General features: G+C 53.4%; 20 protein-coding genes. 14 read left to right on the top strand and 6 right to left on the bottom strand.

Features of this window, described 5'->3' with window-relative positions:
• Window positions 1-50: 50 nt before the first annotated feature.
• The 11 genes from ACYVI1_RS09685 (at window position 51) to ACYVI1_RS09635 (ending at window position 12,051) form a co-directional block, all read left to right on the top strand.
• On the top strand, window positions 51-602 hold the full coding sequence (locus tag ACYVI1_RS09685) for a cupin domain-containing protein (RefSeq protein ID WP_460909307.1): 552 nt from the start codon (window positions 51-53) through the stop codon (window positions 600-602).
• A 203-nt stretch (window positions 603-805) separates the two neighbouring features.
• Window positions 806-2,182 carry a sensor histidine kinase gene (locus ACYVI1_RS09680; RefSeq protein WP_460909305.1) on the top strand — a complete coding sequence of 459 codons (1,377 nt, stop codon included), beginning with the start codon at window positions 806-808 and terminating at the stop codon, window positions 2,180-2,182.
• A gap of 283 nt (window positions 2,183-2,465) precedes the next feature.
• The gene (gene aac(6'), locus ACYVI1_RS09675; RefSeq protein WP_460909303.1) at window positions 2,466-2,921 is read left to right on the top strand and encodes an aminoglycoside 6'-N-acetyltransferase; all 456 of its coding nucleotides are present in this window, start codon (window positions 2,466-2,468) and stop codon (window positions 2,919-2,921) included.
• A 117-nt stretch (window positions 2,922-3,038) separates the two neighbouring features.
• Window positions 3,039-4,961, top strand: a complete 1,923-nt coding sequence (locus ACYVI1_RS09670) for a tetratricopeptide repeat-containing sensor histidine kinase (RefSeq protein ID WP_460909301.1) — start codon at window positions 3,039-3,041, stop codon at window positions 4,959-4,961.
• 37 nt (window positions 4,962-4,998) lie between these two features.
• Window positions 4,999-5,634: a response regulator gene (locus ACYVI1_RS09665; protein WP_460909299.1), complete on the top strand. Its 636-nt coding sequence runs from the start codon at window positions 4,999-5,001 to the stop codon at window positions 5,632-5,634.
• Window positions 5,635-5,830: 196 nt separating this feature from the next.
• Window positions 5,831-6,280, top strand: coding sequence for a carbohydrate-binding protein (locus tag ACYVI1_RS09660; protein WP_460909297.1), 450 nt, complete (start codon window positions 5,831-5,833; stop codon window positions 6,278-6,280).
• Between the two features lie 99 nt (window positions 6,281-6,379).
• Window positions 6,380-7,429: a hypothetical protein gene (locus tag ACYVI1_RS09655; protein ID WP_460909295.1), complete on the top strand. Its 1,050-nt coding sequence runs from the start codon at window positions 6,380-6,382 to the stop codon at window positions 7,427-7,429.
• Window positions 7,386-9,848 carry a hypothetical protein gene (locus ACYVI1_RS09650; protein WP_460909293.1) on the top strand — a complete coding sequence of 821 codons (2,463 nt, stop codon included), beginning with the start codon at window positions 7,386-7,388 and terminating at the stop codon, window positions 9,846-9,848. The genes ACYVI1_RS09655 and ACYVI1_RS09650 overlap by 44 nt, the downstream gene beginning before the upstream one ends.
• A gap of 92 nt (window positions 9,849-9,940) precedes the next feature.
• Entirely contained in the window at window positions 9,941-10,591 is a 651-nt protein-coding gene (locus ACYVI1_RS09645; RefSeq protein ID WP_460909291.1) for a class I SAM-dependent methyltransferase, read from the top strand.
• Between the two features lie 13 nt (window positions 10,592-10,604).
• Window positions 10,605-11,474: a helix-turn-helix domain-containing protein gene (locus tag ACYVI1_RS09640; RefSeq protein WP_460909289.1), complete on the top strand. Its 870-nt coding sequence runs from the start codon at window positions 10,605-10,607 to the stop codon at window positions 11,472-11,474.
• Window positions 11,475-11,589: 115 nt separating this feature from the next.
• Window positions 11,590-12,051, top strand: a complete 462-nt coding sequence (locus ACYVI1_RS09635; RefSeq protein WP_460909287.1) for a DUF983 domain-containing protein — start codon at window positions 11,590-11,592, stop codon at window positions 12,049-12,051.
• A gap of 38 nt (window positions 12,052-12,089) precedes the next feature.
• Here the strand turns inward: ACYVI1_RS09635 and ACYVI1_RS09630 are convergent, their stop codons facing one another.
• From ACYVI1_RS09630 to ACYVI1_RS09620, 3 genes are all read right to left on the bottom strand, one after another.
• Window positions 12,090-12,824 (bottom strand): hypothetical protein, encoded by a 735-nt coding sequence (locus ACYVI1_RS09630; protein WP_460909285.1) that lies wholly within the window; start codon window positions 12,822-12,824, stop codon window positions 12,090-12,092.
• A gap of 27 nt (window positions 12,825-12,851) precedes the next feature.
• A complete protein-coding gene (locus tag ACYVI1_RS09625; RefSeq protein ID WP_460909282.1) occupies window positions 12,852-13,949 on the bottom strand; it encodes an AMP-binding protein in 1,098 nt (365 codons plus the stop codon).
• 105 nt (window positions 13,950-14,054) lie between these two features.
• Complete coding sequence (locus ACYVI1_RS09620; protein WP_460909280.1) at window positions 14,055-14,522, bottom strand: QcrA and Rieske domain-containing protein; 468 nt, start codon at window positions 14,520-14,522, stop codon at window positions 14,055-14,057.
• A gap of 120 nt (window positions 14,523-14,642) precedes the next feature.
• On the opposite strand from ACYVI1_RS09620, the gene ACYVI1_RS09615 reads away from it, so the two are divergent.
• Both ACYVI1_RS09615 and menB read left to right on the top strand, forming a co-directional pair.
• The gene (locus ACYVI1_RS09615; RefSeq protein ID WP_460909278.1) at window positions 14,643-15,107 is read left to right on the top strand and encodes a DUF2452 domain-containing protein; all 465 of its coding nucleotides are present in this window, start codon (window positions 14,643-14,645) and stop codon (window positions 15,105-15,107) included.
• Window positions 15,108-15,172: 65 nt separating this feature from the next.
• Window positions 15,173-15,988, top strand: coding sequence for a 1,4-dihydroxy-2-naphthoyl-CoA synthase (gene menB / locus ACYVI1_RS09610; protein ID WP_460909276.1), 816 nt, complete (start codon window positions 15,173-15,175; stop codon window positions 15,986-15,988).
• 21 nt (window positions 15,989-16,009) lie between these two features.
• Here menB and ACYVI1_RS09605 read toward each other — a convergent pair whose 3' ends face one another.
• From ACYVI1_RS09605 to ACYVI1_RS09595, 3 genes are all read right to left on the bottom strand, one after another.
• A complete protein-coding gene (locus ACYVI1_RS09605; protein ID WP_460909274.1) occupies window positions 16,010-16,246 on the bottom strand; it encodes a helix-turn-helix domain-containing protein in 237 nt (78 codons plus the stop codon).
• A gap of 4 nt (window positions 16,247-16,250) precedes the next feature.
• A complete protein-coding gene (locus ACYVI1_RS09600; protein ID WP_460909272.1) occupies window positions 16,251-16,907 on the bottom strand; it encodes a DUF2975 domain-containing protein in 657 nt (218 codons plus the stop codon).
• A gap of 333 nt (window positions 16,908-17,240) precedes the next feature.
• The gene (locus ACYVI1_RS09595; RefSeq protein ID WP_460909270.1) at window positions 17,241-17,897 is read right to left on the bottom strand and encodes an outer membrane beta-barrel protein; all 657 of its coding nucleotides are present in this window, start codon (window positions 17,895-17,897) and stop codon (window positions 17,241-17,243) included.
• 159 nt (window positions 17,898-18,056) lie between these two features.
• Here ACYVI1_RS09595 and ACYVI1_RS09590 point away from each other — a divergent pair, with 159 nt between their 5' ends.
• Window positions 18,057-20,219 carry a S46 family peptidase gene (locus ACYVI1_RS09590; protein ID WP_460909268.1) on the top strand — a complete coding sequence of 721 codons (2,163 nt, stop codon included), beginning with the start codon at window positions 18,057-18,059 and terminating at the stop codon, window positions 20,217-20,219.
• The last annotated feature ends 47 nt before the right edge of the window (window positions 20,220-20,266 follow it).

Below are 20,266 nucleotides of genomic sequence, written 5' to 3'. Positions count from 1 at the left end.
ACCTTTAGGGAAACCAAATACGGCAATCGTTCCATAAAACACAGACGACCATGGCCTTTTCCAACAAAACGATTCATAACCCCAAAACCGGGCAGACCATCCGGTTTATCCGGTCCAGCCACGACACCGGCGGCCAACTGCTCGAAATGGAATCCACATTTCGGGCGCATAGTACCAAACCGGCGGCTCATTATCATCCGCATCAGGTCGAGAACTTTACGGTCCTAACCGGCGAACTGACGGTGCAGGTGGATGGGCAGGTGAAAACGCTTCGAGCGGGCGACAGGCTGCACGTTCCCCAAAATACGGTTCATTCGATGTGGAATGCCTCGGCCACGGAGACCACTGTCAACTGGCAGGTGAGTCCCGCCCTGAACACGGAGTATTTTTTTGAAACCGCTTTCGGATTGGCCAGCGATGGTAAGGTCGGCCCGACCGGGATGCCTCCTTTGTTGCAAACGACCCTGCTGGCGAACTACTTTTCAGCCGTTTTTCGGTTAGCTAAACCGTCGCGAATCATTCAGCAGGTCGTTTTTGGCCTGGTATCACCCTTGGCGTATTTAGCTGGCTACCGGCCTGTCTATAAGAAGTACCTGGATTGAGTGGTTTAATGTGAGTTCGGGATTAAAGTCAATTTGTTAGACCGCTACGCGGCCCTTTTTAATCACGTAATCACGTTAGTTTATGGGTCGGGGTTTATGGGTTTGGGTTGGCGGCCACCAGGTTGTCTGGCTGCCCCTTTATGACGCTTCACCGATAGCTTCTGCCGGTTCATTGATCCAAAGGTTGACTCGGCAACCGGAAAATGCCCATTTTTGAGGCATTTTACCTAACTGAGCGAAAACACTTCATGACGTTTGCCACCTGGAATCTGCTGTTCACGGGTATGGTCAGCTCCATTCTGTTGCTGAACATCGTGCAGTGGGGCATCTACCGTGAGCGGCTATACGGTCTCTACACGCTATACATGCTGGCCTGGCTGGTGTATTTTGGGTTGCGGGCGGATGAACTCAATACGTATGTGTCGACCAACACCTGGTATTTTGTGCGGGTGGCCGCGCCAATGCTGGCCTATTTTATTTATTTTGACTTTGCCGACACCCTGATTCTGTTACGTACCCGCCTGCCCCAGCTTTTTCGGCTGTTTACCCGCGCTAAATACCTCATTCTGGCCTATGTAGCGCTTATGTGGGTCTTGTGTTTCGGCGTAGACGAGTGGCACGAAACCGTGTATAATACCGCCCATACCCTCATGCGGCTGCTTATGGTTGCGGTGGCGATTTATGGCATCTGGCGGCTAAGCCGGCTGAAGGGTGTGGTGCCGCGCTACGTTGCGCTGGGGTCCGCTTTCTTGCTGGCGGGCGGCATCGCGTCGATGCTGCTGACCATACTGTTTTTGCCTTCCAAGACATCCACTTCATTTTTGTCGGCTCCGCTGACCTGGTTCATGTTCGGTATTATCGCCGAGTTAATCTGCTTTACCTTAGTGCTGGGCTACCGCCAGCGCCGGGGCGCCATCCGGAGTGCGATTATTGAGCAGAAACTCGCCCGCGAACGCGAACAGCATCAGCGCGAACAGGTTGAAGCGGAGTTAGTTACCGAGAAGTTGCAGCAACAGATGTCGGCGGTGCAGATGATGGCCCTGCAAACCCAACTGAATCCGCATTTTCTGTTCAACAGCCTCAACTCGCTTTCGTCGCTCATCGCCGACGAACCGGCCAAAGCCGAACGGTTTGTGGACGAGATGTCGAGTGTGTATCGCTACCTGCTTCGCAATAATGACCACCAGCTAACGACCCTGCAAGCCGAACTGACGTTCATTGACTCGTATTACCACCTGCTGAAAACCCGCTACGGACCTGCCATCGACCTGACCAAAACCATCGATGAGTCGTATCTGCCCTGCAAACTACCCCCACTGACGCTCCAGTTGTTGCTCGAAAATGCAGTGAAGCATAACATTGTCTCCGCCGAACAACCCTTAACCATTCGGCTGTCAACCAGCCCCGACGGCTGGCTGCGGGTGAGCAACACACTCCAGCGCAAGCCCATCAATCGGGTCAATTCCACCCAAAAAGGTCTGCTGAATATTCTGTCGAAATACCAGTTGCTGGGGCAGGCGGCACCCATCGTGGAGGAAACCGCAACTGATTTTGTGGTCGCGCTGCCGCTCATTTACTGAATACTTATTTTTAAGTAAGTAGTCAGGCAAAATTAGTTTAACATGAATTCGGGAATAATATCGTCGCGTAGGCACGAGATGTTTGTAGCCAAATGGCTACAAACATCTCGTGCCTACGGCACTTAACTACTTAAAACCCAAGTCATATTAGTTTAGAGTTTTTAAGTGTGTAGGTGTTTGCTGGTCAAAAATATATACACCCACACACTAAAAACTAAATTTGCTTACGTAAGTGATCAGGCAAAAATGCGCTAGAGCAGTATAAGCTATAAACCCCATTCGTATGCGTATCGAAGAAGTAGCCGAAGGCGATTTTCAGGACTGGCAACGGCTGGCATTGGCCTTGTGGCCGGATTCTACGGAGGCCGAAATGCAGGAAGTACTGAACGAGATTTACCAAGCGCCAAAGCAGGCTGGGTTTCTTGTTCGGGATGGGCAGGGCACGGCCATTGGTTTTATGAATCTGTCGCTTCGGGTCGATTACGTGCCGGGGGCCTCACAAACGCCGGTCGCCTTTGTCGAAGGCATCTACGTGGTGCCGGGTTGCCAGCAGCAGGGCGTGGGGCGGGCGCTCATCGGGCGGGCGGAGCAATGGGCTAAAGAACAGGGCTGTACGGAACTGGCGTCCGACGTATTGCTGGACAATACGTTGGGTGCGGCTTTTCATGAGCGGGTAGGCTTTGAGGAAGTGGAGCGGACCATTTCGTTTATCAAATCGATTCAGGCCATAAACCGCTAATCACCCGCAGCCTATGAAGCGATTACGTCGGGTTCGTTTATCTTTGTTGAGTAACGTATTCGCTCAACTATCATGGTTAGGTTCGTTAAACGACTTTTGGTTGTCACCTTAGTGCTTATGGTATCTTGTGCCCTCGGTTTCGGCCAGTTGGCGGCCAACCCCACCGATACCAGCTATGTGCTGGCGCTGTTGAAAAAAGGAGAAGCCGTTGAAACCAAACAGACCGCAGCGGCTCTGAACTATTACCAGAAAGCCTATGCGTTCGCGCAAAAAATCAACTACACGAAAGGCTACTTCGAGAGTGTTCGGCTGATGGCTTATCTGCTGAATAACATGGGTCGTCATGCCGAGGCTAAAAAAATCGCGCAGGATGCGCTGCAAAAGGCAAAGCAGGATACATCGAAGCGGAATATGGGCCTTAGTTATTTCGCCCTGGCCAATACCGCCCTGTATTCGGGCCAGTTGAGCGAAGCCGTACCCAACTACCACCGGGCGGCTCACTTCATGAGGCTGATTGGGAAACTGAAAAATGTGGCTGTCATCAACCAGAATCTGGGTTATATCTACGAACAGCAGGAAATGTATCCGCAGGCACTGGACCATTTCAACCGGGCACTGGCCTTCGACAGTACGGATAAACAGGATAGGCGGTCCATTGCCATCGACTATTTCAGCATCGCGAATGTACTCAGCAAACAGAAAAAAATTCGGGAGTCACGGGCGTATTACCTGAAAGCGAAGCCCTGGGTTGACCCAAAAAATGACCTGGATTTCATGGTGAACCTCTACAACAACATCGGCTATCAGTATGGCGACGAAGCCAGATATGATTCGGCCCTGTACTACCAGCGCGAGGCCCTGCGGATGAGTCGCCGTTTGGGTAACCCCCGCCATGAGTTGCATCTGTTAATGGCTCTGGCGCAGACAAACAGCCGCATGAAGCAGTATGCACAGGCTAAAACACTATTGGACGAATCCTACGCCATCGCTACAAAAAACAAGGTTGGTTTGGCCGAATTCAGAAATATTTACCGCGAATATGCCATTGCCAACACCGGACTTAAACAGTACAAAGCGACGACCGAATGGCTGGACAAATACATTGGCGTCGATGATTCGCTGAATAATCAGGAAACCAAAGATTTGCTCCAGGAGTACGAATTGAAACTCAAACAGGCCGAAAATGGGAAGAAACTCGCCGAAAAACAACGGCAGATTACCCAGTTGGAAGCGGACCGAAAACGCCAGAATCTCTGGCTGCTGATAGCAACTTTAGTGGTTGCGGGCGTGGCTGGCGGGCTGGTGTTTGGCTATTTATACTATCGCCAGCGGCAGCGAACTGCCGCCAATGCTCTGCTTGCTGCCGAGCGGGAGCGCGAACTGGCGGTGGTGCAGTCGGAGTTGCAGGGCCAGCAGAAAGAACGACTCCGCATCTCCAAAGAAATGCACGACGACCTGGGCGCATCGCTGACCGCTATTGGCCTGCTAAGCGAAGTGGTCAAGAGCCGTATGGGGGCCAGCACCACGCCCGAAGTGGAAAAAATCTCCAGCATCTCGGCGGACATGATCACGTCGATGAATGAGATCATCTGGTCGCTGAACACCAAAAACGACAGCCTGAACGGGCTGATTGCCTACACCCGCTCGTATGCCAGCGAGTTTATCGACAACACCCCGCTGCATCTGCGAACGGAGGTCGAAGAGTCACCCCAGGAGATTCCAATGCGGGGTGTGGACCGGCGAAACGTGTTTCTGACCGTTAAGGAAGCCCTGAACAACGTGGTTAAGCACGCCCATGCAACGGAAGTAACTCTCCGCATTCAGCCCCAGGCCGACCAGTTGGTAATCGACGTATGCGATAACGGGCGTGGATTTACGCCCGGCGGCAAGGCCAGTTTGCGGAATGGGTTGGGCAATATGCAGAACCGAATGGCCGAATCGGGCGGGAATTGCGACATTTTACCGTCGCCGACGGGCACCGGCGTTAAAATAACCTATCCTTACGCGCCGGTGCCTGCCGAGAAAATACGTCAAATGTAGTATAGCATTTGCCCGGAAAAACGGTCAATATTGCCGGATGAAAACCCCCATAACTGTTGCCATCGTTGAAGACAAAGAGCCTATCCGACAATCATTGGCCATTTTGGTCGATGGTGCCGATGGGTTCGCCTGTCAGGCTACGTTCGAGACCGCCGAAGCCGCCCTGGAGTCCCTGCCCGGCCACTGCGTCGATGTGGTGCTGATGGACATCGACCTGCCGGGTATGAACGGCATCGACTGCGTGCGGCATCTGAAATCGCTCTGCCCCGACACACAGTTCATGATGTGTACGATGTATGACGAAGACGAAACGGTTTTTGAAGCCCTCAAAGCGGGCGCTAATTCGTATATTCTCAAGCGCAGCCCACCCCATAAACTCCTCGAAGCCATCACCGAACTGCACGAGGGCGGGGCGCCCATGAGCAGCACCATTGCCCGTAAAATCGCCGGTTCGTTTCACACCAGCCCATCAGGACCGAACGAATTAAACGTGCTGACGCCCCGTGAGCGCGAAATTCTGGAGCGGCTCTCGAAAGGCCACAGCCACAAGGAGGTTGCCAATGACTTGTTCGTCAGCCCAACCACCGTGCGGAAACACATCTTCAACATCTACGAAAAACTCCAGGTCCACTCCAGAGTGGAAGCCGTCAATAAGTACCTGGGCCGGAGGTAAATTAATGAGTGAATGACTGAATGAGCGAATGAGTGAATAGGGCTTGCGTCAGCTATTCACTCATTCACTCATTCAGTCATTCACTCATTAAACCAATCTGAAAATCATGCATTTGCGGTATTGTCAGGCCCGGAATGAGCCGATAGTTTTGCCTCGGTGATTGACGGTAATCGCCCCTGCAAAACAACCAAAAATCATGAAAACGCTCATTCTTTTCCTACTCGTCCTCGTATCGTTCACCGCCTGCAAAAAAGGAGAAAACGACGTCAACCCGCAAAAAGCAGCCGAAGCCGTTGCGGGCACCTATACGCTGACTTCCTTCCGATATGCGTCAGGTTCGGATGTGATTAATTTGCCTAAAATGCCGTACACCCAGGGCGGCCAAACGGTTTCGGGTACGGTCAAACTTAGCCCCACATCGGAGGAAAACGTGACGCTCACCCTCACGCTGAAAGTAACGGGGGAGCAGGACCAGTCGATTGATATTGACAATGTGGAGGTAAAAAAGACCAGCGAAGCCTATGGGTTGTATGTCGATAATCAGTTGGTCGCTGACGTCGATGGCAACAACATCATTTTTAACCTGAATGAGACCGACCCGCAAACAAAAGAGACACTCGAACTCAAGTTCACGGCTAAGAAATAACATGTTCCCTCACCCCGGCCACTTACCCTTTGGGCAGTACGCCGTTGCGCGAAGGGTTGGGGTGAGGGAACCCACGCATTTCCCCTAACTTCGCGCTCTATGAAACGTGTGGGAACGTGGTATAGAAACGGAGTTGTCTTTCTAATGCTTTGCGCGGGCCTGTTCGCCTGCCAGCAGGCCGAATCGCCCAAACAACTGACGCCCGCTTTTTACCACTGGAAAGTTGCTTACAACCCCACCCGTTCTGAACTAAGCGAGCTCAACCGGCTGCATGTCAGGAAATTATATATCCATTTTTTTGATGTGGACTGGGACGCCCGAAGCCGCCAGCCCATACCCAAAGCGAGGGTGCAGTTTCGGCAAAAGCTTATCGGAAACGTCGTGCCGGTGGTGTTCATCACCAACCGTACACTCACCCATATTCTGCCTGCCGCGTTGCCCCAACTTGCCACGCACATTACGCAAACCATTGCGCGTATCAGCCAGAAAAATGCGCTGACATTCAGCGAATTACAGATTGACTGCGACTGGAGCACCGGCACCCGCGACCGCTATTTCCGGCTCCTGACACTGCTGAAAAATCAACTCCGCTGCCCGCTTTCGGCTACCATTCGCCTGCATCAGATTAAATACACCGACCAGACCGGCATTCCGCCCGTGTCGCGGGGAATGCTCATGCTCTACAACATGGCCGACTGGAAACGGGCCGATACCCGCAATTCCATTTACGACCGTGACGTGGCCGACCAGTATCTGTCTTTTCTGCCAACCTACCCGCTGCCGCTCGATGTGGTGCTGCCGCTGTTTCGCTGGACGGTGGTGTACCGCAACAATCGCTTCCTGACGTTCTTGAGCAACATCGACCGAAAAACGCTGGCTGATCGGAGTTTTCTGGCGGCTCAGCCCGATTCGATGCGCTTTGTGGCTACCCGCGACACATCGGCGTTTGGGTTTTCCATCTGGCGGGGTGATTTGTTTCGGGCCGAGGCTGTTACGTCAGACATGCTGCTTAAGGAAAAAGCCCGCCTGCTGAATCAGATTCGGGGTAAGCAACTTACATTTGCCCTATATCACCTCGACTCGATCAGTCTATCTGCTTATCCGCGTGAAACGCTCCAAACCCTCTTTCGGCCTGCGTCGATTCCGTAGGCCCGCCCTGCTGGTTGCCGTGTTGCTGGGCTTTGCCTGTGGCCCCTCCTTCGACCCCAGCGAATTCATGAGTTTTTTTCTGCCCGAAACGGCTACTACTCAACCCGACGACAGCCGGTACTTTTTTACGCCCCAGTTTTACAACGACGCCGAAATCGCCGAACAGTATAGCGACAGTGCCGTTGTTGACGAGAACGTGCAGGCGTGGGCGACATACGCGGGCGGCAACCTGTCGGAGAGTCTCATCAGCAAGGCGTTATACAACGAAGAACAAGGGGCTGTCGGTAAACTAAAGGCGCAACTGGAGCAAGGTAAAACGCCGGCGGTGGCTTACTTAGACTTCGCCTGGGCAGCCGACAACGGGCAGGGTAACCCCTGGAATGCCGATGCTCCCAAAGCCGACAGCGCCAAACTCCCTCAATTGCTCAACGACGCCAAAGCGGCCTACGCAACCACAACCGATGCGTTTTTGAAAGAACGGTGGGCGTTTCAGGCTGTGAAGCTGGCCTGCGAAACCGGCGCGTACAAACAGGCACAGCAATTGTATGACGGGTTCGTCAAGCCCCTGCCGAAGCCGACCTTTATCAGCGACTGGGCATTGTGCCGCCGGGCAGGGGCCACACTGGCGCTGGGGGATACCGCACGGGCTATCTACGAGTTCGCGCAGGTGTTCGACCGCTGCCCATCGCGCCGGAAAGCCGCCGAAACGAGTTTACGCAAGTACGGCATTCGGTTTCGGGAAGATGCCCTGCAATATGCCAAAACCGATCGGGAGCGAGCGGCTGTGTATGCCCTTTGCGCCATTCAGCCGGGCGGCCCGACGGGTCGGCAGGATGGGCTGGATTTGCTCAAGGCGCTGGTTCATCTGTCGCCCAAAAATTCATTAGTGGAGTTGGTGATGGCGCGTGAAATCAACCGGAATGAGTACTATTTTTTTACGAGTAGCGAGGTATTCACCAACTATGGCCTTTCGGAGCGGCCCGATTCGACGCTATTTGTGGGTCGTCAGGCCGAGTCTCCCTCGTACTTTACAAAACTGCGGGCGTTCGCGGTCGAATCAGCGGAGAACAAGGCGCTTGGTAATCCGGCCTTCTGGTACACGGCTGCGGCTTATTTAGCGTATAGCGGGAAAGAGTACAAAGCCGCTCAAACCTACTTAGACCAGGCGGCTCTATTACCGACAACAAACAAAAACCTGAAGACGCAGATTGCCGTGCAGCGCATGTTACTGCTGGCCGCGCAGACGGAGAACGTAACACCCGACGTTGAAAAACAGTTGATTGGCTACATAGAACAATTCGACAGTACGGGTAATTTCCGGCTCAACAACGCCTTTGTGGCGGTCTGTAACCAGTTTGCAGACCTTTACCAGCCCAAAGCTAACGCGAAAACCGGCTGGCTGTCGGGATGCAGCCGACTAAGAACGTCACTGGTGGATGGGCCAAGTCAGGCGAAGGCCTATTTGATGACCATGCTCACCACGCAGTCCGGCTCAGAGACGTATTTCGCCAGCACTGCCGACCCGCGCTACATTGAGGATACGGTCCGGGTAAGCACCGTTCGGCAGGTTATCGCTTTTGCTAATCAAGCTACTCCTACGGATTTCGACAAGCGACTGCTGGCCTTGTCGGGTCTCACCAACGACCACCTGCACCTGTTGCTGGGTCGTCGGCTGATGATGGAACACCACTACGCCGAAGCCGCCGATGCCCTGGCGAAGGTCGATCCGAAAACGTGGGCGGGTGAAGCCTTTACGCTCTATTTTCAGAAGAACCCATTTGCCGTAAAAATGCCCCGCCTGTATGCGCCCGCCGGTGGACTGAATTTTCCGGCTGAACAAGAAGAGAACCCTTATACACCGGTTTCGTTTGCCCGGCACATGGCCGACCTGGAGCAGCAGGCCAAAGCCGCAACCGGCGACAAGGCTGCCGGGCTGTATTACGAGTTGGGTTGCGGAGCCTGGAACCTGAGTTGGTATGGCAATGCCTGGCTGCTGGCAAAATCGTACTGGAGTTCGGCGGAACCGCCCTTATATGACGCGCCAACCGACCCTACGGCGAAGCAAAAATACTTCGACGTGGTGATGAATACGGATTATTACACGACGACCCACGCCCGGACCTACTTTGAGCAGTCGGCGAAAGCGGCCAAAACGCCCACCCTTGCCGACCGGGCCGCCTACATGGCCGCCCGGTGCGAAGCCAATGCCTTTGCGGTCAATCGCTCCATCGAGCAACTCCGAAATGGGTACATTGCCGATGACGATTCGACGTTTGTGAAGACGATGACGACGCTGCGTAAATCAAAATACGCCACTGTTTACACCGATTTCTTCAAAAACCACACCCGCTCGGCGTTTCATCAGGAAATGATTCGCGAGTGTGCGATGTACAAAGATTTCCTGTCGTTTGGGGAGTAATTTTCTTGAAAAGGCTGGAACCAGAGATGCACAAAGTATTTTATTTATTTCCTCTGTGCATCTCTGTATCCCAGCCTTTTACTGCCTTTATTATGAAACCTCAACCCACCGTAGGAGGGAATTTCAACGCGATTGCCCCAGCGTATGACGCCCTTGCCTTTGCCGTCTTTGGGCGACGATTGCAACGGGCACAAGTAGTTTGGTTGAGGAAAATACCCGTCGGTGCGTCGGTGTTGATTGTGGGGGGTGGCACCGGCTGGCTGCTCGAACAGGTGCTGACGCGCTGCCAGCCGCGCCGGGTCGTTTACCTCGAAGCCTCAAGCCGAATGCTGAGCCTCGCCAGTCGCCGGATGATTCGGAATGGCCTGTTGGGTTCGGTTGACTTTCGGGTAGGGGATGCCCTCAATTTGAGTACTAACGAGCATTTCGACATTATCCTGACCCCCTTTGTGCTGGACCTGTTTACCGAACAAACGCTGCAAACTCAGTTGGTTCCCCGCTTACTCACTACGTTGAAAACGAACGGGTTATGGTTCGTTACTGATTTTGTTCACCCCCAAATCTGGTGGCAAAAAGCCGTACTTTGGGCGATGATTCGTTTTTTTCGGTTAACGGCGGGTAGTCAAATTCGGCAAGTAGCCGATTGGTCGAAACTCCTGGCTGAATCAGGATTAATCCGCCAAAAACAGCAGGCACAGGTGGGTGGTATGGTCTCGTCGGAGGTGTGGAAGAAAGGAACCTGATCAGTACTGTTTTATGAAATCAGCCCTACCCGTTTATAAACTCCAGTCGTTTCCCCGCCACGAGCCGGACACGCTTTTTTACATGACCCGGCTGGAAAAACTCGTGCAGGAGTTTACCGGCATCGACAAGTCGCATGCACACACGTTTTATCTGCTGATGTGGATCAGCCAGGGGAGCGGCACGCACACGATTGACTTCAGAACCTATCCAATAGCGGCTCACCAACTCTACTTTCTGACCCCCGGACAAGTGCATAGCTGGCAGTTATCGGCTGATACACAAGGGTATAACCTGTTTTTTGAGGCCAATTTTTTTCGCACGCGCTTCGGAAACCGGCTGCATCAGTACCCGTTTTACCACTCACACCAGCACCAGCCCCTGCTGGAAATTACCGACCGGCAAGCCTTTTTTGGGGATGTACTGACGTATGCCTACAACGAATACGAACAGCACCAGCCGAGCCGCGCGGAGGTGTTTCTTTCCTTCGTGCATATCCTGCTGGAAACCGCTAACCGACTGTACCACCAGCAGCGGGCAGGAACCGATACTCATCTGTATGACCGGATTCGTCAGTATGAGGATTTGCTGGAACACCAGTTTCTGACCGTTCGGCAGGTTAGCGCTTATGCCGACCAGATGAACCTGACGCCCAATTACCTCAACCACATCTGCAAAAAAGTATTGGCAAAAACTGCCAGCCAGCTACTTCATGAGCGGGTCGTTATTGACGCGCAGCGGTTACTGACACACACGACGCAGTCCGTCAAAGAAATCGGGTTTCATCTGGGTTTCAATGACCCGTCTTACTTCGTTCGCTTCTTCAGGAAATACGCCCGGCAAACACCGGCCGAATTTCGCCAGCGTGCCGATACGCATCGTTGATTTGTACCATATCTGGCTTGATTTCTCATTTCATCGGCCTTCGCTGTCAGGTATCTTTGTGCCATGAAAATAGCCTGATTAACAAAAAGTGTGAGGGTCTTTTTTCGATTAACTGATGAACGAAGTCATGAAAACCGATAGCCGATTATACAGCATTCTGTTCAATAAATGCCCCCGCTGTTACCAGGGTGACTTTTTTGTGACGAACAGCGCATTCAGTAAACGATTCGACCAAATGCATCCGCGTTGCCCGCACTGTGCTGAAAACTTCATGCCTGAGCCGGGTTTCTACTGGGCCTCCATGTTTGTGAGTTATGCGTTTTATACCCTCTATACCCTGCTCACGTTTGGGGTTATGGTCTGGCTGAATATCGACCTGGATTACTACCTGATTGGGCTGATACCGACCCTGATTCTGTTAACGCCTTACTTCTTCAGGGTAGCGCGCCGTACCTGGCTGGCTATTTTCATCAAACCAGATCGGGCTAAAATCCAGACGGTTCAGAAAGGGCAGGTAAAGAACCCTCTTGCCGTTGCTGTGCCCTCACAGCCACTTAAACGTAGTTCATACGTATGAATCGCCATGTTTGACCCCGTTGGGGTCAGACTACTTTATCAGAGTTCGTTCAACAGCGATACCAGCTTCCGAAACGGTCTAACGTCATACCATTCCTCACCGCCCAGGTTTAGCCAGTTGCCCGCCCGTTTGGGGCGTTTAAGCTGGGCATCGTTGGGGTCATACTCGTGTTCATACACCTGACGCATAAGGCGTTGCAGGCTCGCCCAGGGTAACGTTCGGGTGCGCTCCCGCCCGCTCTGAATGTTCACAACCGTTACAGAACGTTCGGCAAACGAGGCCGTCAGATGTAGGTTAAACTCATTTTGCTGGCTAAGACTCAGGTACGTCAGGTCGAATGGGCGCTCCCGGCCAATGGATTCGTAGGCGGCCTGCATTAATTCCTGAACGGTATACTGCCAGTCGTCGGCCTGTTGGGGTCTTCCCTGTTTGGGTTCTTTCCCACCGCTGTCAAGCATAATCGCCCAGAAATCATCGTCTTCGCCCAGCGCATCCTCATCGAGCGGTTGCAGGCGGGTTTTACTTACTAACTGCGTCAGGGTGTCGAGCCACGCGCCGGGCAATCGCCCCGACCAACTGAAATCGTCGTCACGGGTATAACCTTCGGCGATCAGCTCGTCATCGTCAATATCGTCGCGGTCGGGATACGTAATGGCGAGGTCAACCTGAATCTCCCTGCCAACGGCTTCGGCGGTCAGGGTGTAGAAATACGCGTAGGGCGCGGGCAGCGAACGGGCCGTCTGGTAGCGAATCTGAAGGTGTTTGAACGACATAGCAGGGTACAAAACAGAAGTACAAACTTAGCGGTAACGCCGGATAGTTTTCAGCCGATCAATTTTTCCAGTGGGTGTCTCAACGAACTCATCCACCGTAATGGCTTCTTTTACAGCCGCATAGGGCCCTACCTGCTGCCGTATTGTTTCCTGGATGATGGCCCAGTGATCCTGAGGAATAGTCTGTTTTTCCACAAATACCGCCAGCCGCTGCCCCAGCCGTTCGTCGGGCAGGCCCGCCACAAACAAACGCGGAATCGGCAGCACACCCACCTGAGCCAGTACCGCCTGAATGATCTGCTCAATCGGCTCCGGCTGCACCTTCACGCCCCCCGTATTGATAACATTGTCGGCCCGGCCCAGCAGCCGGAAGTATGCCGGGCCAGCGGCTGCGGGGGTAATCAGTTCGACAACATCATTGGTTTGGACACGCTCAAAATTCGTAGCCGCCGAGGTAATATGCAGACAACCACGTTCATCAGTGCCCAACTCTACACCTTCGAGACCCGTGAACACATCCGTAGCCTCCGGCCCATTGAGTCGGCGGAGGGCGATGTGCGAGACGGTTTCGGTCATGCCGTAAGTTGCATAAACCGGGGCTGTAATGACCTGCAACGCCTGTTCCAATGCTGCGCTGGTTGCGGCTCCACCGACCAGAATGGCCTTCATGCCATTCAGAATCGGTAGTTTATCGGGTTGCTGCGCCGGACTGTTCGTCGCTAAAATTGTCTGGAGTTGCAGGGGAACAAAAGCCGTGAAGGCAAAGTGATCGTTTGTGGCGTCAAAACCGGCCAGGGGGTTTCCGGTTGGTTCAATGATGGTCATGGGCAGACCCAGTTCAAGCCCCCGAACGAGCATCATGATACCCGCCACATACTGCACATTCAGGCAAACTAAGGCGGTATCACCAGGCAGTAAACCAAGTGTTTGCCCCGTCAGATGGGCGCTTGCCTGCAGTTGCGCCCGCGTGAGCCGGATTGGTTTCGGTGTTCCCGTCGAGCCGGATGTATGCAGCGTAAACTCAGGCTGACCACTCAGCCAGGCCCGGCAAAAGTCAAGTGCCTGCATCTGGTAACGCGTTTGGGGCAAAGGCCAGCGGTCTGGGGCAGCGGGGGCGAGGAACATAATTAATGGATAATGAATAATGTAGAATGTATAACTGATACCAGTCCTACCGTGTATGCTACATTATCCATTATCCATTATCCATTATCCACTATTCATTATTCATTAATTATGCACCCGTACCGTTCCTGTGGTGAGGTTGGGTTCAACCGTGAATTGGGTGAGGGGTAGGGTGGCCGGGCCAACGATTACGTTGCCGGTCGTGTCGAAACGGGACAGATGCAGCGGGCAATAGAACTGCCCTTCCGTTGATTTATAGATTAATTCGGTGCCCTGATGGGTGCAGTTGGCCGACACGGCCACAAACTGTCCATCTTTGGTTTGAGCAACAATAACCCCATTGGTTGTCACATAGCCGCCTTTTTTGAGTAGATTTTCGTTGGCTTTGTCGCTTAACCGAAGGGTAAAGTCAACTTTCTGGCTCGGATCGGGGGTTGGATCACCTCCGGCCTGACTGGCGCACCCCGCTACGCAGCGGGTTAACAGAATAGCGCCGATGCTGATACCAACCAGCCGAAAAAACTCGTGCCGGGGCATTATAGGTGAGTCTATGGGCGTCAGGGTGGTTTCCATAGCGGTTTTCGCGTACTTTTGTGGGCAGATGCCGATTTACACCCGTAAAGATGCGTTATTTTTTGTCATTCAACGACAGCGAACAAAGACGTTTGCCGGGCAGTTACCCCATTAACAACTATGGAAGAAGCGAAAGTTTTCATCAATCCGATTTCGCCGGATAAAGTTGCCGACGCGCCGGGCCTGCTGGCCTATGCCCACTCGGCGGGCGGAGCTGTTATCCGCCCCGAAGACAAAGGCAAAATCACCGGCCGGGCGGTGGCCGCCATGCGCGAGCAAACCGACATGCAGCTAAGCCAGCTTTACCGGCAAATGCAGTTGCTGGCCGAACAGGCCACCGCCATCCGAAACCGCGTCGAAATTTCGGAGCGGATTTACTCGGCCCAGATGGGCTTTGAGCCGGTGGTGGGCCACACCTACTATTTCTACACACGCAAAAATGGTATAGACCTGCTTTCCCTGATCGGACCAACCGAATGGGGACGCAAATTTCCCTTTGAACGCTGCCTTGCCACCGTCCGCATGATGGCCGACCACACGTGGGATGTGCAGTATCACGAAACTGAATTTTCAATGAGCGAATGAGTGAATGAGTGAATAGCTGGCGCATACCCTATTCACTCATTCACTCATTCGCTAATTCACTCATTATGACCAACTGGCAACCCATTAAAGAATATCAGGAGATTCTGTTCAGCTACTACGACGGAATTGCCAAAATCAGTATCAATCGTCCGCACAAGCGCAACGCGTTTACGCCCCTGACGGTCAGAGAGATGTCGGAAGCGATGGAACTGGCCCGGCAGGATGAGCGCGTCGGGGTCGTTATCCTGACCGGCGAGGGGGGCGAAGCCTTCTGCTCCGGGGGCGACCAATCCATTCGTGGGCACGGCGGCTATGTGGGCGAAGACAAGGTGCCGCGCCTGAACGTGCTGGACCTTCAGATGCAAATCCGGCGCATTCCCAAACCCGTCATTGCGATGGTAGCAGGCTATGCCATTGGGGGCGGGCACGTGCTGCACGTTGTCTGCGACCTGAGCATTGCGGCCGATAATGCCCGTTTCGGACAGACCGGCCCTAAAGTAGGCTCGTTCGATGGCGGGTTTGGCGCGAGTTATCTGGCGCGGGTGGTGGGTCAGAAAAAAGCCCGCGAAATCTGGTTCCTCTGCGATCAGTACGACGCGCAGGAAGCCTTGGATATGGGTTTGGTGAACAAGGTGGTGCCGCTCGACCAACTGGAAGAAACGACCATTGCCTGGTGCCGCAAAATCCTCGAAAAAAGCCCCATTGCCCTCCGAATGCTGAAAGCCTCCTTCAACGCCGAGTTAGACGGTCAGGCCGGTATTCAGCAGTTGGCGGGCGATGCCACGCTACTGTATTATCTGTCGGAAGAAGCCAAAGAAGGTAAAGACGCCTTTCTGGAAAAGCGGCAACCTGACTTCAGCAAGTTTCCGAAGTTTCCGTAACCCAGACTGGGGTACGGAAACTCACTCGAGTGGCTGCGCCGGATCAGCGTTATCATCTTTCTCGTAATCTAAAATGTCGCCCGGCTTACACTGGAGCGCCTGACAGATTGCTTCGAGGGTGCTGAACCGAATGGCCTTCGCTTTCCCCGTTTTCAGAATAGAGAGGTTGGCCATAGTGAGGTCTACTTTCTCCGCCAATTCCGTCAGCGACATCTTCCGCCTGGCCATCATTACATCAACGTTCACGATAATTGCCATTGACTCAGATGGTTAGTTCGCTTTCGGCTTGTAATTCAATACCCCGCCGGTAGACCTGCGCCAGAGCCAGCAGAATCAGGCCAAGCAACCAGGGACCATTCAACTGGAGGTCTACGCTCAGGAAATTGCTGTACGCTACATGGATTTGGCGAAAGTAAGGTCTTGTTTGGCTCCAGAGCGCCATTTTCAGTACGATCTCCAGCAACGTCTGACCAACAAAGAGTAAGCCCATCTGATGAATACGGCGGGCCGTGTTGATATGGAAGGGAGATTCCGTCTGTACCTTCTGGAAGATTTGCCGAAGCAGTGAAAACGTCCACACGGCAGTTGCCAGACCAACGAATCCCAGTGCCACGATTAACAAGCCCGGTGTCGAACGAATGGGTACCTGTAATTGACCCGTTTGCTTTTGCGGCTTGAGGACCACGCGCGGTTCGCCCGTAGAGACCATTGGTTTGTCGCTTACGGCTCCCCAGGCTACCGGCACCGACACATAACCAGCCGGTTCTTCGTCAGCGATAAAGCGTTCCGCAGGCAGATCGAATACCGTCAGGCTACTCTTCACTGTAAATACGATCAAACTAATCAGGACAAAGTAATACAGGAGGTTTGCCAAAACCTTCACGGTTGGGAATACCCAAGTGGCTGAGTGCTTTTCCATTGTAGCGAAGTTGATTAACGATACAAAGGAATACAGAATTTATTGATAAACAATAATATTTTCTCTTTTATAGATAAATATTTATTGATTGATAGCTGTATGCTCGTTCAGTGTACGCTGATTTTGTTTAATTCGCCTTGTGCGGCTATTCCGATTTCAGCAGGTTTTTGAAAAGTTAGCTTCATTGCCGGGTGGCAACGAAATTGATAACCGCAGAAAGCAGCCTGCTTTAGTTGGTGATTGGTGCCAATACTGACTTGCCAGCGGTTGCAATTCGGCGTTAGAAAGAATTCTGGTAATAAACTGCGCTCCCAAACCAGCGTTTTTTTCGCATTAGGGCAACGTAAATTTTACCTGGGTTTGCAACCCAAATTGCACATCCTGAAAGCGCGTATAGGATGGGTCTGGTCTCCCTAACTGATACGTAGCCGTTGGCTGAACAATCAGGGATACCTTTGGCGATAAGCGGTATTGAACCCCGGCGCCGATCAGGACATGGAGTCTGGCTCCCCATTCTTTATCGACATACTCACGCCCGGTCAGGTTGTTGACAGACGTTCGGCGGTAGTTGTCAGTAAGCAAAAAACCGGCTGATAAATAAGGCGACAACCGCCGGACCGACGGCGAATAATGCAGCAACAGAGGTACCTGTACAGCTCGCAGGGTCTCGGTTCGGACCGGCTCAGCCGGACTTACCGCAGCGCCGTTGAACGACTGAAAATTGACATCCCCTTTCACCTGGTTGTACCATAAACCGGATGAAATTGACCAGTTCGGGTGGAGCGCGTACTGGACCGTTAAGCCCGTCGTGAAGCCACTGTACCTACCCGAAAACTCGGCGCCAAAATTCTGGATTTGACTCCGTCCGTCGAGGCTTCGGTAAATGGGCGAGACGGTTGCCGAAATAGCGAACCGGCCCTGACCAAAAGTGGCCGGACTGATAAGCAACGGATAAGCCAGCAGCGTGCAGAAAAAAAGAATAGCTTTCATAAGTGAGAAGAAACAGATAAAATGAGCAACCACACAAAGTTACCAGGCAGACCCGAATGCAACCCAAAGCGTTGGGGCTACTCCATTAAATTTACCATTTTTTGATAGGTTGCCGAAGTTGCTTAATTTCTTACTTTCGTACTATAAAAGTCAACTACGATGAAAAAAGTGATAATGCTGATAAGTCTGCTGGCCGTTGGCCTGCGGAGTTATGCTGATGAAGGTATGTGGTTGCCGCAGCTACTGGGTCAGCAGGTGTATGACGACATGGTGAAGCGTGGGCTGAAACTCTCCAAAGAGCAACTCTACAGCGTGAACAAGAGCAGCCTGAAAGATGCCGTCATTATTTTCGGCGGGGGCTGCACGGGCGAAATCGTCTCACCCGAAGGCCTCATTTTCACCAACCACCACTGCGGCTACGAGGCCATCGCCACCGCGTCGTCGGTGCAGAACAACTACCTGCGCGACGGATTCTGGGCCAAAAGCCGGGCCGACGAGATTCCGACCAAACTGACGGTGCAGTTTCTTATCGGCATTACCGACGTGACCGCGCAGGTCGAAGACAGCCTGAAAGGGCTGAACTGGACCGACCGCACGGCTGCCCAGACGCGGGTATTCGAGAACATCGCCCGGCGGGCTACCAACGGCACCGACCGCGAAGCCCGGGTTTCGGCGTTTTTTAAGGCCAATCAGTTTCTGCTGTTCACCTACGAACGCTTCCGCGATGTGCGTTTTGTGGGCACCCCGCCCGAAAGCATCGGTAAATTCGGGGGCGACACCGACAACTGGGAATGGCCCCGGCACACGGGCGATTTCAGCGTCTTTCGGGTGTACATGAGCGCGGCCGGGCGGCCCGCCGACTACAGCACGGCCAACGTGCCCTACAAGCCGAAACATTACCTGCCTATCAGCATTAAACCGCTGAAAGACGGCGACTACACCATGATCTACGGCTACCCCGGCGGCACCAACCGCTACGAGACCGCCCTGGGGGTGAAACTGAAAACGGATATTGAAAACCCCGCCCTTGTTGGCCTGCGCGATGCCCGGCTGAAGCTGATGTTCGAGCAGATGCGGAAAGACCCCGCCGTGAAACTCAAACTGGCTTCGTCCTATGCTGGCATCGCGAACTACTGGAAATTCTTCGATGGGGAAACGAAGCAACTCAACAAGTTTAAGATCTACGACGCCAAACTGGCCGACGAAGCCAGGTTCTCGGTCTGGGCGAAGGGCAAAGCCGACTACGAAAACCTGTTTGCCGACTGGCAGCGGGCCTACGACGCCTGGCGGCCCTACGCCCGCCACCGGATGTACATAACCGAGGGAGTGCTGGGAAGCCCCCTGGCGGCATTGGCCGCACAACTGAGTGCCCTCGAACCCCTGCTAACGGCCGAGTCGGGCCGGGCCGATGCCCTCAAACGGGCGCTAACAACCGTAGACGAAGCCCGCACGGCCTTTCTGAAAGCCGAAGATCAGGCGAGTGACCGGCAGATTCTGGCTGCCACCGCCCGGATGTTCTATACGGATGTGGACAGCACCCAGCGGCCTGCCCAATTTTACACCGACCTGAAAAGTCGCTACGGCGAGCTGATCAATGCGGCTACGTATGAAAAATGGGCAGCCGACGTGTTCGCCAACACCCTGCTGCTGGATGATGCCAAATGGCGGGCATTCCGCGACAATCCGTCGGTGAGTGCGTTGCAGCAGGACCCGGCCTACGGGTATGTCAGCGCGTTTCTGACCAACTACCGGCAGAACTACCTGCCTAAATACCTGGCCTTTACCAACCAGAATAACGAACTCGGCCGGCAGTATCTGAAGGGAATCAGAACCATGAATCCGGCTCAGGCCGCTAAAATGTACCCCGACGCTAATTTCACGATGCGGGTGTCGTTTGGCACTGTCAAAAGCTACCAGCCCCGCGATGCCGTGCAGTATGATTACGTCTGCACGATGAAGGGGCTGATGGAAAAATACAAGCCCGGCGATTACGAATTCGACTTGCCCGCCCGGTTCGTTGACTTGTACCGAAAAGGCGATTTTGGCCGCTACAAAGACCCGGTTCGCAACGACGTGGTGGTGTCGTTTATTACCACCAACGACATCACAGGTGGCAATTCGGGCAGTCCCGTGCTGAACGCAAAAGGTGAACTGATTGGCTTGGCCTTCGACGGCAACTACGAGGCTTTGAGCCACAAAATTGCCTTCGACAAAGACCTCAACCGCACCATCTGTGTGGATGTTCGCTACGTGCTGTGGTGCATCGAAAAACTCGGCGGAGCCACCAACATTATTAACGAACTGACGATAAACAACAAGTAGCGTTATCGGCATGAATGTAGTAGATTAATGTTCTTAACTGGCTGATT

It is taken from the genome of Spirosoma areae, from assembly GCF_054781775.1.
This window is presented reverse-complemented; position numbering and strand designations above follow the sequence as displayed.

Bases quoted from the DNA above. Each gene is read 5' to 3' on its own strand.
- ACYVI1_RS09685 (WP_460909307.1), top strand. From the start codon at position 51: ATGGCCTTTTCCAACAAAACGATTCATAACCCCAAAACCGGGCAGACC.
- ACYVI1_RS09680 (WP_460909305.1), top strand. From the start codon at position 806: ATGCCCATTTTTGAGGCATTTTACCTAACTGAGCGAAAACACTTCATG.
- ACYVI1_RS09670 (WP_460909301.1), top strand. From the start codon at position 3,039: ATGGTATCTTGTGCCCTCGGTTTCGGCCAGTTGGCGGCCAACCCCACC.
- ACYVI1_RS09665 (WP_460909299.1), top strand. From the start codon at position 4,999: ATGAAAACCCCCATAACTGTTGCCATCGTTGAAGACAAAGAGCCTATC.
- ACYVI1_RS09660 (WP_460909297.1), top strand. From the start codon at position 5,831: ATGAAAACGCTCATTCTTTTCCTACTCGTCCTCGTATCGTTCACCGCC.
- ACYVI1_RS09655 (WP_460909295.1), top strand. From the start codon at position 6,380: ATGAAACGTGTGGGAACGTGGTATAGAAACGGAGTTGTCTTTCTAATG.
- ACYVI1_RS09645 (WP_460909291.1), top strand. From the start codon at position 9,941: ATGAAACCTCAACCCACCGTAGGAGGGAATTTCAACGCGATTGCCCCA.
- ACYVI1_RS09640 (WP_460909289.1), top strand. From the start codon at position 10,605: ATGAAATCAGCCCTACCCGTTTATAAACTCCAGTCGTTTCCCCGCCAC.
- ACYVI1_RS09635 (WP_460909287.1), top strand. From the start codon at position 11,590: ATGAACGAAGTCATGAAAACCGATAGCCGATTATACAGCATTCTGTTC.
- ACYVI1_RS09630 (WP_460909285.1), bottom strand. From the start codon at position 12,824: ATGTCGTTCAAACACCTTCAGATTCGCTACCAGACGGCCCGTTCGCTG.
- ACYVI1_RS09625 (WP_460909282.1), bottom strand. From the start codon at position 13,949: ATGTTCCTCGCCCCCGCTGCCCCAGACCGCTGGCCTTTGCCCCAAACG.
- ACYVI1_RS09620 (WP_460909280.1), bottom strand. From the start codon at position 14,522: ATGGAAACCACCCTGACGCCCATAGACTCACCTATAATGCCCCGGCAC.
- ACYVI1_RS09615 (WP_460909278.1), top strand. From the start codon at position 14,643: ATGGAAGAAGCGAAAGTTTTCATCAATCCGATTTCGCCGGATAAAGTT.
- menB (WP_460909276.1), top strand. From the start codon at position 15,173: ATGACCAACTGGCAACCCATTAAAGAATATCAGGAGATTCTGTTCAGC.
- ACYVI1_RS09605 (WP_460909274.1), bottom strand. From the start codon at position 16,246: ATGGCAATTATCGTGAACGTTGATGTAATGATGGCCAGGCGGAAGATG.
- ACYVI1_RS09600 (WP_460909272.1), bottom strand. From the start codon at position 16,907: ATGGAAAAGCACTCAGCCACTTGGGTATTCCCAACCGTGAAGGTTTTG.
- ACYVI1_RS09595 (WP_460909270.1), bottom strand. From the start codon at position 17,897: ATGAAAGCTATTCTTTTTTTCTGCACGCTGCTGGCTTATCCGTTGCTT.
- ACYVI1_RS09590 (WP_460909268.1), top strand. From the start codon at position 18,057: ATGAAAAAAGTGATAATGCTGATAAGTCTGCTGGCCGTTGGCCTGCGG.